The 13,696-nt window shown below is 29.8% G+C and carries 11 protein-coding genes and 1 other annotated feature; all 11 genes read right to left on the minus strand.

The window, feature by feature from the left end:
- Positions 1-21: 21 nt before the first annotated feature.
- A complete protein-coding gene (ilvB, locus tag ACI48P_RS09750) occupies positions 22-1,707 on the minus strand; it encodes a biosynthetic-type acetolactate synthase large subunit (RefSeq protein ID WP_475215144.1) in 1,686 nt (561 codons plus the stop codon).
- 25 nt (positions 1,708-1,732) lie between these two features.
- Positions 1,733-3,382 (minus strand): dihydroxy-acid dehydratase, encoded by a 1,650-nt coding sequence (ilvD, locus tag ACI48P_RS09755; RefSeq protein ID WP_475215147.1) that lies wholly within the window; start codon positions 3,380-3,382, stop codon positions 1,733-1,735.
- Entirely contained in the window at positions 3,348-4,391 is a 1,044-nt protein-coding gene (ilvC, locus tag ACI48P_RS09760; RefSeq protein WP_475215151.1) for a ketol-acid reductoisomerase, read from the minus strand. Before ilvC ends, ilvD begins: the two co-directional genes overlap by 35 nt.
- Positions 4,392-4,465: 74 nt before the next feature.
- Positions 4,466-4,696 carry an ACT domain-containing protein gene (locus ACI48P_RS09765; RefSeq protein WP_475215154.1) on the minus strand — a complete coding sequence of 77 codons (231 nt, stop codon included), beginning with the start codon at positions 4,694-4,696 and terminating at the stop codon, positions 4,466-4,468.
- 75 nt (positions 4,697-4,771) lie between these two features.
- Positions 4,772-5,015, minus strand: a binding site (T-box leader).
- A 196-nt stretch (positions 5,016-5,211) separates the two neighbouring features.
- Positions 5,212-6,837: a Na/Pi cotransporter family protein gene (locus ACI48P_RS09770; protein WP_475215156.1), complete on the minus strand. Its 1,626-nt coding sequence runs from the start codon at positions 6,835-6,837 to the stop codon at positions 5,212-5,214.
- A 390-nt stretch (positions 6,838-7,227) separates the two neighbouring features.
- Positions 7,228-8,181: an alpha/beta hydrolase gene (locus tag ACI48P_RS09775; protein ID WP_475215159.1), complete on the minus strand. Its 954-nt coding sequence runs from the start codon at positions 8,179-8,181 to the stop codon at positions 7,228-7,230.
- 127 nt (positions 8,182-8,308) lie between these two features.
- Complete coding sequence (locus ACI48P_RS09780) at positions 8,309-8,842, minus strand: hypothetical protein (RefSeq protein WP_475215162.1); 534 nt, start codon at positions 8,840-8,842, stop codon at positions 8,309-8,311.
- Positions 8,843-9,138: 296 nt separating this feature from the next.
- A complete protein-coding gene (locus ACI48P_RS09785) occupies positions 9,139-9,399 on the minus strand; it encodes a YkgJ family cysteine cluster protein (RefSeq protein WP_475215165.1) in 261 nt (86 codons plus the stop codon).
- A gap of 138 nt (positions 9,400-9,537) precedes the next feature.
- Positions 9,538-10,098 (minus strand): GNAT family N-acetyltransferase, encoded by a 561-nt coding sequence (locus ACI48P_RS09790; RefSeq protein ID WP_475215167.1) that lies wholly within the window; start codon positions 10,096-10,098, stop codon positions 9,538-9,540.
- Between the two features lie 160 nt (positions 10,099-10,258).
- Positions 10,259-11,608, minus strand: coding sequence for an alanine/glycine:cation symporter family protein (locus ACI48P_RS09795; RefSeq protein ID WP_475215170.1), 1,350 nt, complete (start codon positions 11,606-11,608; stop codon positions 10,259-10,261).
- Between the two features lie 44 nt (positions 11,609-11,652).
- A complete protein-coding gene (locus ACI48P_RS09800) occupies positions 11,653-13,296 on the minus strand; it encodes a M20/M25/M40 family metallo-hydrolase (RefSeq protein WP_475215175.1) in 1,644 nt (547 codons plus the stop codon).
- Positions 13,297-13,696: the final 400 nt, after the last annotated feature.

The raw sequence follows: 13,696 nt of genomic DNA on the forward strand, positions 1-13,696 counted from the left end.
TTTTCAATAAACTTTTTTATTTTAATTACATATAAAGTTATCTAAGGATTCATTCGGTGGGATTATAGGGTATACATCATAATCTTTATCAATATCACATTGTATTATTATCGACCTTTTAACATTATAGTTTTTCAACGCAAATTTTACATCACTTAATTTATCTGCCTTATAACCATCTATTCCATATGCCTTTCCTAAAGCTATATAGTCAACATTTCTAATAATATCAGTATGTGAGTACCTTTCATTTGAAAATAGTTTTTGCCATTGTCTTACCATCCCAAGACTTCGATTGTTAAATAGTAATATTATTATTGATATATTGTAATTACTTAATGTAGCAAGTTCATTGCAATTCATTCTAAAGCTTCCATCTCCAGTTATAAGTACTACATTTTTATCATCATTTCCTATTTTTGCTCCAATCGCTGCCCCTAATCCAAAGCCCATTGTACCAAGTCCCCCAGAAGTGATAAAAGTTTTTCCTTTGTTGAAGTTCCAATACTTTGCTGCCCACATTTGATGTTGACCCACATCTGTTACAACAATATTTTCATTTCCCAATTCATAATTTACTAACTCTAAAATATTTTTAGGATGGAATTCATCATTTGCAATCTTTTCTTCTTCACCATAACTATCAATCTCTTCTTTCCATTTACAGTTGTTTTTTATTTCAACATTTTTTATTAATTGAACTAATACGTATGATAAGTCGTAATTAATACATATATCGGCACTTATATTTTTACTTATCTCTGAAGGATCTATATCTATATGAATAACTTTTGCTTTCTTAGCAAATTCAGAGCTTTTGCCTATTACTCGGTCACTAAATCTAGCCCCAATTGCTATAATTAAATCACTATTATTTAATGATAAATTACTTTTCTTACTTCCATGCATTCCAACCATACCAAGTGATAACTCACTAGTTCTATCTATGCTTCCAAGTCCCATAAGCGTATTTACAATAGGTGTATCAATTTTAAGTGCCAATTCTTCTAACAAACTATATCCACTAGAACTTTTAATTCCTCCTCCAGCATATATCACAGGTTTTTTTGACAAATTAATTAAATATATAGCTTTATTAACTAAATCATTAATTGATAATTCATAATCACTTTTTCTAAATTTTTCATTTTCAATATATAATTTTCCAATTTCATATGATTCATAATCATCAATATTATAGTTTATTTTTTTTGTAAATAAATCTTTTGGTATATCTATTAATACAGGACCTTTTCTTCCCGTATTTGCAACTTTAAATGCTTCTCTAATTACTTTTGGAATTTGTTCTACCTCCCTAATCAAGTAATTATGCTTTGTAATTGATAAAGTTGCCCCAGTGATATCTATCTCTTGAAAAGAATCTTTTCCTAACAATGTTGTTGGAACCTGCCCTGTTATTATAATAAGTGGAGTAGAATCCATATATGCAGTCGCTATACCTGTAATTGCGTTTGTTGCACCTGGTCCAGATGTAGTAATGCATACACCTACTTTACCAGTACTCCTTGCATATCCATCAGCTCCATGAACCAAACCTTGCTCATGAGATGTTCTTATATGTTTAAAATCATCTTTATAATCATATAACGCATCATATAATGGAATAACTGCACCTCCAGGGTATCCAAATATTGTATCAACTTTTTCTTTCTTTAGACATTCTAATAATAGTCTTGCCCCATCCATTATTACACCTCTTCTCTTCGAAATATTAATTACACACTGCACCTTTTGACGCACTACTAACTAGCTTTGAATATTTCTTCAAGTATCCTTTTATTTCTTGATTCTTAACTATAAGGTTATTTTTCCTTTCTTCTATAATTTTGTCCTCTACTAAAAGATCTAAAATTCCATTTTCCAAATCTACTTTTATTAAGTCATTTTCCTCTACCAGAGCTATAGGGCCACCTGATGCTGCTTCTGGAGAAACGTGACCTATACAAAAACCTCTTGTACCTCCAGAAAACCTTCCATCAGTTACTAAGCATACACTACTATCTTGACCCATTCCAGATAATGCTGCAGTAGGCGTTAGCATTTCCCTCATGCCTGGCCCCCCTTTAGGCCCTTCATATCTTATTACCACCACTGAGTTATCTTTTATTTCACTGTTTAAAATAGCTTTTACTGCTTCATCTTCCCCGTCAAATACCCTTGCATTTCCAATAAATTTCCTAACATTATCACAAAGTGCAGATTTTTTTATTACAGCTCCATCTGGGGCAAGACTTCCTCTTAGTACTTTTATACCTCCTTTTTCAGAATACGGATTTTCAATTTTTCTAATTATTTTTTCATTTAAATTGGGTGTTAATAAATCTTTTACTTTATCTGTTGTACAAGTTATTAATTCCGTATTTATTAAATTATCTTTAGATAGTTCTTTCATTACTGCATATACGCCTCCAGCATGATATAAATCTTGTATATAATGGTCTCCTGATGGCCTCAACTTACATAGGTTTGGTGTAGTTTCACTTATATTATTTATTTTATCTAAATTAATCTCTACCCCTGCTTCATTAGCTATTGCAGTTAAATGTAATACTGTATTTGTAGAACAACCTAGAGCCATATCTACAGCAAGTGCATTATTAAAACTTGATTCATTCATTACATCGCATGCCTTAATATCTTTATTTACCAACTCCATAATTTTCATCCCTGTTTTTTTCGCTAGTCTTTTCCTTTCTGAATATACAGCTGGTATTGTAGCATTACCTGGAAGTGCCATACCAAGTGCTTCTGTCATGCAATTCATTGAGTTAGCTGTAAACATTCCTGCACAAGAACCACATGTCGGACATGCTTTTTCTTCTAGTTCATATAAATCAACTATATTCATAGATTTGTTAGCTACTTTACCAACTGCTTCAAATACGCTTATTAAATCTGCACTATTACCTTTATAATTCCCCGGAAGCATCGGTCCTCCACTTACTATAATACTTGAAATATTTAGTCTTGCAGCTGCCATTAACATTCCAGGTACAACCTTATCACAACTTGGAATTAATACTAGCCCATCTAATCCATGTGCCTTTACCATTATTTCTACACTGTCTGCTATTATCTCTCGACTTACTAATGAATATTTCATTCCTTCATGATTCATTGCTATTCCATCGCATACTGCTATAGAAGGAAATTCTAGGGGAGTACCTCCCCCCATTAGTACTCCTTTTTTAACAGATTCTGAAATTTCTCTTAAATGTGTATGCCCTGGAACTATTTCATTAAAAGAGTTTACTACTCCTATTAATGGTTTTTCTAGTTCTTCATCTATTAGCCCACCTGCTTTAAATAAAGCTCTATGTGGTGATTTAATGTACCCCAACTTCACATTGTTGCTGTTCATTATTTAGTCCCTCCTTATCATTATTTAAAAAAGACATCATAGATCTAAGGTTTCTCCCCACTTGAGCCATTGGCATAGCAAATTCTAACTCCCTCATCTTTAAGAATTTCTCGCATCCATTTTCATTTTCTGTAATCCATTCTTTTGCAAATTTTCCATTTTGTATATCTATTAATACAGCTTTCATATTTTTTCTTACTTCATCTGTTATAATTCTTTTTCCAGATATATAATCACCGTATTCCGCAGTGTCACTTATGCTATATCTCATTCTTTCAAAACCACCTTCATATAGTAAGTCAACAACAAGCTTCATTTCATGCAAGCATTCAAAATACGCTACTTCTTTTTGGTATCCTGATTCTACTAGGATTTCATAACCTGATTTTATTAGTTCATTCACTCCTCCGCATAATACTGCCTGCTCTCCAAATAAATCTGTTTCTGTTTCTTCTTTAAATGTAGTTTCTAATACACCTGCTCTTGTTGCTCCTATTCCCTTTGCATAGGCAAGTACTGTATCCAAAGCATTACCAGTATAATCTTTATAAACTGCAAATAAAGCTGGTACACCACTATTTTTTGTAAATACTTCTCTAACTAAATGTCCAGGTCCCTTTGGTGCAACCATTACTACATCAACAAACTCAGGTGGATCTATTTGGCTATAGTGTATATTGAATCCATGAGCAAATGCTAAAGTTTGCCCTTCTCTTAAATTCTCTTTTATATTTTCTTTATATACTTTTTCTTGAGTAGTATCTGGCATTAGAAGCATTAAAATATCACTTTCTTTAACTGCCTCAGTAACACCCAGTACCTTAAATCCTTCATTTTCAGCTTTTGCTTTAGATTTGCTGCCTTCATAAAGTCCCACTACCACTTCTACCCCACTATCTCTTAGATTTTGTGCATGAGCATGACCTTGACTTCCATAGCCTAATACTGCAACCTTTTTATTATTTAACACATTTAAATTAACATCTTGATCATAATACATCTTTTTCATAATAATCCCCCTTTTTAATAATAAATTTTAATAGATAATAATATTTATTTTCATTATTGTATGAAAATAATATCTTAATTGACCATCACTTCTATAACATCATGAAGTTTGCTCAAATAATTAATAACAATATCTATAGACATCTTATCCTCATCAACTAGTATTTTAATACCTGTGTTTTCTTTTGAATCAGTTGTCATACTTATATATCTAATATCAATTTCTTTTCTCCTTAATAAAAGTGCTACTCTTAAAAAAGAATCAATCCCTTGATTTAATTTTGCTGTTACAACCTTATCCACCATACCACCTCTTTTATAAATAATAATTAATTTTAAAAATAAAAAAACTTCCGTCTTTACAAGCATAATACTATTGCTTATAAGGACGAAAGTAATATTTCGCGGTACCACCTTACTTGTAGCTAAAATATAGCTACCTCTCTTTAATCGGGTCAAATTTAACCTTAGCCATATAACGTTGGCATACGTCTACATTTACTATATATTTCAATGTAGAAGCTTAGGAGTGATCATTATATACTATATGTAATCCAACTCTCAGCACACGTTGGTTCTCTGTAATTAACAAAATTAGTATTTTTGTCTCCGTCATTGCTTTTTTATATTATTATTAATACAAATTATATTTATTAACTGCCAATATGTCAATTGTATTTTTTAATTTTTATAAATATTTTTAATTTTCTTTTATTTAATTCTAATTTCCTTATACTTATAAACTCTTTGTATCAAATTATATCTATTATTAATTTATTATAATAAAAAAGAGCCTTTACTTAGTAAAGGCTCTTTAAATACTATGCTATATTAATATTTCCTGATTTTATAACTCTTTCAGCTATATTTACTGAATGGTCTGATATTCTTTCTAAGTTTCCTATTATATCTAAGTAAACTACACCATTATCTATTGTGCATAAGTTATCATTTAATCTTCTTAAGTGGCTTTGACGACATGCTTTTTCCATCATATCAACTTGCTCTTCCATCTTAATTACCTTGCATGCTAAATCAATATCTCCAGTTTCCATAGCTTTAAGCGCACAAGTATAAGTATCTACAACTTTGTTATACATTTGAACTAATTCTTCAGTTCCTTCTTTAGATAAAGTTAAGTTTTTCTCTAATATATCTTCAGCTAACTCTGCTATATTTTCAGCATGGTCACCAATTCTTTCTATATCATTTACTATATTAAATAATTCATCAACACTTTCTCTTGATTCATCATTCAAAGAAGTCTTAGAAAGTTTTAATAAGTAATTTAATATTTCTTTTTGTAATTCATTTACTACTTTTTCAAAAGCAAATGATTTTTTAATCTTTTCAGGTGATTCCTCTAATATACCATCCATTGAGTTAACAAGAGCTTCTTTTGCCTTATCACCCATTCTTATTGTTTCTTTAACAGTATTTGATAAAGCTATAGATGGTGTTTCCATCATTCTTTCATCTAAGAATTTAACTGCTTTGCTATTTTTTGCATCTTCTTCATTCTCTGGAACTAGTTTCATAGTAAGCTTAACTATTAACTTAGAGAAAGGAAGTAATAAAATAACGTTAACTATATTGAATAATGTATGTGAATTCGCTATTTGTCTACTTACATCGTTTGGATTTAAATGTGTAACTACCGCTGTTATTGGCTTTGTTAGTATTAACATGAATACCAGGGTACCAATAATATTGAAGATCAAATGCATTGTTGCTGCTCTTCTAGCATTTTTACTAGCACCTATACTAGATATTAATGAAGTAACACAAGTACCTATGTTTTCTCCATATAGTATTGGTAATGCAGCACCTAAACTTATTGCACCAGTTGATGAAACTGCAAGTAACATCCCCATTGATGCACTTGAACTTTGTACTACTGCTGTTATACCAAACCCTAATAAAACACCTAATATTGGATTTTGACCTAAAGTACTTAATGCAACAGTAAATCCTTCAAATTCAGTTAGAGGCTTAACTGCCGCCTTCATAAAGTCCATACCAGTGAATAATATACCAAATCCTATTAATATTTCTGCTATATTTTTTGTTTTTGGCTTACTTGAGAATAAGTAAAGAACTATACCAATCCCTAAAGATACTGGTGCAAGTCCTACTAAGTCAAGTGATACTAATTGAGCTGTAATAGTTGTACCTATATTCGCCCCCATTATTACACCTATTGCTTGAGGTAATGTCATTATACCTGCGTTAACAAAACCAACTACCATTACTGTAGTTGCACTACTACTTTGTATTATTGCTGTAACAAGAGCCCCTACTAAAACCCCCATTAGTACATTACTAGTTAAAAGTTCGATTATTTTCTTTAATTTAGTTCCTGCTGATTTTTGAAGACCATCTCCCATAAGGTTCATACCATATAAGAAAAGACCCAAACCACCCATTAAGTTAATTGCGATTTCCAATTTTTCTCCTCCTTAAAAAACAAGCGTCTATGTATTTTTCATTTATTATTACGATATTTATTTTAACAAATATATTGTCGAAGAATGTTAAGCCAATGTTAAAATAATTAATTTTGTGTTAAGAGAATGTTAAATATATTAACTTTATATTACATTTGTTTATTTTTCATTAAGATTTTGTAAATTATTTATTAAATCTAAGCACTTTTGTTAAATAAAATATACCCTTTTTAACATATTATAGTAGTATTAAGAATAGGTAAAAAGTTGTTAAACCTTATAAACTAATATAATTTAATAGTATTACGATAATGCTTTTCCATAAAAAAGAGTGGAAATCTTCCACCCTTTTAGATTTTATTATTATATTTTAATAATAGATTTATTTTTTTAATTATTAATGTTTTTATTTATAAAATCATTAACAGTAGTCCAATATAATTCAGCGTTTACAGATGATGCTTTTGCATGCCCTGCACCTTTAATAGTTAGCATTTCTTTTTCTGAAGATGTGGCGTTATATAATTCTTCCATCATAAAGTATGGAACAAAATCATCTTCATCTCCATGTATATATAATATTGGTGTTTTAGATTTCTTAACTTGCTCTATACCCGAAGCTTCCTTTATAGAGTAACCTGCTCTTATTTGACCAACTAAACTTGATACATGCATTATAGGAAACTCTCCCAAATCAAACAAGTCTTTTAATTGATAAGAAAACTGATTCCAAACAGATGTATATCCACAGTCAGCTATTATTACTTTAACATTTGAAGGTAATTCTTCTCCTGATACCATGGTTACTGTTGCAGCACCCATTGATATACCATGAAGTATTATTTTTGCATCTTTGTCTTCTTTTAATATATAATTTATCCAATCTATAATATCTAGTCTATCATCCCATCCCATACCTATATAATCACCTTCACTTTTACCATGTGATCTTAGGTCAGGTATTAGTACATTATAACCCATTTCATAGAAATATTTAGCATAAGTACTTACATTTATAGCTTCACTAGTGTAACCATGAACAGATATTACCCAAGTATTACTTTTATTTTCATTTAATATTTTATACGAGTGAAGTTTTAGATTATCTCTCGATGTTATATATTGTTCTGTAGTATTAGCTTCATTTAATAACCATTCTATATCTTCATCTAGAACTTCTCCACTGGTTTCTTCTTGTTCTTCTTCTGTTCCAAATATTATATCTTTTGAAGTGTTTGGATTTAAAGCTAAGTTATAAAAGTAGTTCCCGACGAATCCTAAACCCCCTAGTATAGCTATTAATAAAGTTATAAAAATAATTACAATAATTTTCTTCTTTTTCATTCTCAATCTCCTATGTTGATTTAAATTAGCGTACAACTATAGAGTAATATACATTATATAAATTATTTTTACAATACTAATTTTTACAAAACAAATATTTTCATCATCAAAATAATATATTCATTTTTTATGAAAGTGCTTTCAATACTTCTCTTCTCTTTGAGTGTTTATAGCTTCTTACCATAAATTCATAAAATTCTTCATCTTTAAATTCATTATGAAAACCATGGTAAGTTAATGGTACGTTATTATATACTGAGCCTTTTGCTACAATTACGTATGCTCCTGATGTAATTTCATTATCATTAATACTTGAATCTTGTATGTTGTCAGTCTCTAGTCTAAAGTAAGCCCACTCACAATCCTCACTTATTGAATAAAATGTTAATTTTTTTGGTTTTACTACCTCATAACCATCACTTGATAATAAATTTATACAGTACATTTCTTCTGAAAGTATTGCGCCTTGTAGATCTATACCTCCTCCATAGGGTAACATCATGTGATTTAAAAATTCTTTACTAAGGATATTTAGTATTAGTAATATATCTCTTAAATTTGTCCATTCATGCTTATCTGGTATAGAATCAGGAAATATTTCTCTTATTGCATCTTTCCAATTTATCAAATTGTTCAGTCTAGGTTCATTTTTTATATTCATAATAATCCCCCTCCCATTCTATGTAAATCACAATTATTACAAATCATTTCCAAGAACTAACGTTCTATTTTTATAGTACCATAGAATTTTTTACTTGTCCACACATCGAAGAACTTTTGTTCTATTATATGCTAACTTGTTTCAAACTTAAACTATCCTATATATGCTACTTATGTTAAACAAAAGCAAAAGAGTGATTTATTAACCAAAATCACTCTTTAATATTAGAAATATTTTAATGTTTATAAAACAGTATTTTCTCAACTCAGTACTTAATAGTATAGTTTTAGATTAATCTATTTACTTGGACTAGTTTCTTCTTCAAGTTCTTTTAAATATTTCATTGCCTCATCTTGATTATTTTTACACATTTCTTCACAAGGTTGTAGCTCTCCACAAACCTTAGGCCTTCTAGGATCTTTAAATATTTTGCACATATTATTTTCATCTAGTTGTATACACCTTACACCTGCTGGTTTTCCTTTTTTCATACCAGGGATTGGTGAGGATATAGATGGAGCAATACAACACGCGCCACAGTTATGTCTACATTCCATTCTTGTATCTCCTTAAGTAATTTGATTTTAATATTATAACATAGTTGTGTATTACTATATAGCTTATTAAAATATGATATATTAAATATGTATAGAGCTATTATCTATGCTTTATGAACAAGTTATTATTTTTACTCTTTATTTATTGAACTTATAAATTAGTCTATTACATGCATCTTGTTTTATTCTTTTGTCTAATTTAGTACGTGTATCTTCATCTATAAAATTATTTTTAGTCCAAAAGTTTCTCGCTTTTTGATCTATTGGATGAAGTAATACAAGTTCAAGACTTTCTATAGCATTTAAAAATTCTAATAACGCTTTTACTATTTTGCTTCCTCTACCTCTTCCTTGCGGTTCCACTGTCATCCATTGTATGTATGCATATACCAAATTGCTTCGATTATATTTTTCTTCTGTATACATATTTCTATTTATGCCTTTAAAGATATCTTTTTCTGTGTTGTAATATTTCTTATCTGGATAATATAATCTAAAATCTAAATGAAAATATTTATTTTTATGTTTCCTATTTTGATTTATAACTGTATAATAACCTACTTCCCTTGACCCATAACAGATGAAATTTGCGTCTATTCTTAATATTTTTTTTACTTCTCTATTTAAGTTATCACATATATTTCTTATTGTTTCTTCATCACTATTACCAATAAGTAATTTAATTCTGGTTTCATACAAAACATAATCACCTCTATAAATGTATATGTATTATGAAACTACTAATTAACTTATTAAAACAATGATTTCTTATTTTAATCTATTTATAAGTTAGTAAGTATAATACCCCTAAAAAATAAATTAGGGGTATTGTTATCGTCTATTTTTTATCTAATAATTTCTAAGCTTTTCTTTCTTTATCAAGTACTTCAAAGAACTTATCAGATTCTTCTTTTACTTCTTTTCTTAGTTTGATTACTCCAATCATATTAGTAATAATTACACCTGCTAAAGTAAAGTCTAGCAATACAATAATTTGATCCAAATTAAATACAGCACCTACTATTATAAATAATAAATAAACTATTCTTGCTAACTTTCCAGCTTTAACCCCAAACAAATATTGTGCTTGCTTTTCTCCATAGAATATTAATACTATTATAGTTGAAAGAACAAACATAAGCATACATAGTGTTAAGAATGTGCCACCAAAGAAATTACCTAAAGTACTTTGTATTGCTAGTGCAGGCATTGAGGCAGCTTGACTTGATCCTACCTCTGACCACATTCCTGTAGTTAAAACTAAGAATGCTGATACACTACAAATTAATAAAGTATCTACTATTATTTCAAATATACCCCACAATCCTTGTCTAGCTGGGTAATCTGTTACTGCTGCTGAGTGTGCTATTGTTGATGTACCCATACCGGCTTCGTTAGAATAAGCACCTCTTGATGCACCAGCTTTTATTGTAGCTGCTACTGCAGAACCTGCAAATCCACCAAATGCCGCTGTTGGAGTGAATGCACCTTGAATTATTAGTGCAAATGCATGTGGTATCTCTGTAAAATTAATTAGTACAACTATTAATGCTATACAGAAATATGCCATTGCCATAATCGGAACCATTTTTTCAGTAACTTTACCAATTCTTTTTATTCCGCCATATACTACTGCAGCTACAATTACTATTAATGCTATTGCACTTACTAATACAGGTATATTTATTGTACTTGCTGTTTGAATAGCTGAAGCTGCTTGAGTTGCTATAGATGGTGCAATTTCAATCATTAAGAAGAAAGCAAATAAGCTACCTAAAATAGGCATCTTTGCTCCATTTTTAAGATAATACATTGGTCCTCCAACATACTCTCCCTCTTCATTTTTTATTCTATATTTAATACCTAATATAATTTCAGAGTATTTTAAAGCACATCCAAGTAAAGCTATTAACCACATCCAAAACACTGCACCAGGTCCTCCTGTTGCTATTGCTATTGGAACCCCAACAATATTTGCTGCTCCTATTGTTGAAGCTAGAGCTGAAGTTGCTGCTTGAAAAGGTGTAATTGTACCTGAACCATTACTTTTCTTCATAATCTTACCAAAAGTTTCTCTAACTATTGTTGGGAATTTTGTAAATTGGAAAAATCTCAATGTAATAGTCATTATGATTCCTCCACCTACAAGTATTACAAGAACAGGATACATCCAAAGCCAGTTTGTTACTTTAGTAAATAAATCAAACATAATAATACCTCCATTTTATAGTTATGAATATTAAGTATCTGTAACTAGCCTTTAAGTAAATTTGTTATTGTCCTATAAACAAGTTGTGGTGCAACAGTAAATGAATATTCCTTTTCAATTCTTTCTGTAAATTTATGAGCATCTTTTCCAAAGCTTCCTATATCTAATACTGGGAGATTAAGTTTTTGCATATCTTCTAATGGTAATTTATACTTTGTTCCAAAGCCAGGCATGTTGTTTTTAAGAGCAGATATTACATTAGGATCTTTTGGCGCAGATCCGTAGCTTAAATCACTAATATATGGGAAAAACTTTTTGTATACAAGCTTATATTTACTTTCAGTACTATTTACTGCATCTGCAACTGCATCAAGTAGAGCTTTTTCTTTTTCTTCTTTTCCTTCTACATATATGTGTGGATAATATGGTGGTGTGAAATATACAATAACGACTGGATTTTTATTGGACCATAGTTTATGAAGCTCCTCTACCATTTTTAATGAAAAATCTCTTTGGTTTATATCACTTTCTTTAAGCATTTCCTCTTCAAATTGTCTCATATGAGTATCTACAGAATCTCCCATTTCAAACCTTACTTCTTCTAAAAGTTCATCATAAGTTAATACTTTAGCTTTCCATGGTAGTTCTGTAAATTCTCTTTTTGCAATTCTTGTGAAATTTTCATACTGGTTATTTAAGTTATCTATAGCTTTTTTAAAAGCCTCATATGCAGCATTTTTCATTTTTAATAATACTTCATCTGGTGTAGAACAGTGAGTTGCGTAATTGAAGAATAGAGTTGTAGTCTTTGCTATTTGAGCTGAGTATTCTGGTTTTAAATCTCTTTGTTTTAGTGTAATTGGGGGGAGAGTTACTTCACCTTCCGCTATATCACAAAAATCTGTATTTAAATTGATTCTACTAGTAATTTCTGAAGCTATTTGATTTGGATCTATCCCTTTAAAGGATTCTCCTACATGTGTTTCCTTTCCGACAACATAAAAAGATGGCATAAGTTTACCTACTGTTCCTATATAAACATATTTATTTTCATCACCCTCATATTCACATGTCATATAGTCAGTATCTAGTAGGGCTAAGTATTCAAAGTTTTCTTCTTCTTTAATTTTTGTAAGAACTGGTATGCAAGATAACATCCCTCCTGAGTTTCCTTCTTCATCACATACTCCACAAAAGATTATATTCCCCTCAAAATCATTAAGATTTTTAGATATTTTTTCCATAATGGCTATTATTATTGCATCTCCTGTTTTCATATCAAATAGCCCTCTACCAAATAAGTAATCTCCTGATTCAAGATCTTTTCTTACTTCTTCAGGTAGTTCTATATCTTTTAGCTTCTCTGTTACTTCATATGGTTTATTTGCATAGTCAGAAAGATTTCCATAATCAGAAATACCAACAGTATCAGTATGTCCAATTAATATAACTGTTCTTTTACTATTTCCTTTTTTACCTCTTAAAATTGCCATCACTGATTTTCGACCTAAAGTATCCTCCGGCACATCAATAAATTTTAAATCTCTTGGGTTTTCTTTGTAGTAGTCCATCTCAGAAAAAATCTCATAGATTTTGTTAACCGAATCTAACTCTCCATAAGTATCTACAACACTTAGCTCATTTGTAAGTTGAATAGCAATCTCTTCAATTCTTTTGGCAATATCCATTTTACTCACATTCCTCCTTGAAAAATTAATTAATACAGTACATATATATTTGATATATAATTTTTTTATTCGTTGAATAGTTAGAAAATTCATTATTTTCCCATTATATTTTCATGTGATAATGATAGTGATAAGGTTTCTCTTATTTTTCTCTTAATCTAGCAGGTCATAGATAATTATTTTTTTAGCATCCTATCAGGGATTATATACAGTAGGTTTATTCCTGAAAGTTAATCTTAATTTATGGAACAGGATTATTATACATATAAAAACAGAAAATAAAAGGTTGCAGCACGCATAAGAAATAATTTGAATGAAGCAATATATAAAAGAAAAAAATTGCAAAGATCATTATAACAAGAAGTACTAAAGAAAATTATTTTGTATCCGTAAGTATATA

It is taken from the genome of Romboutsia sp. LXY-2 (assembly GCF_056171995.1).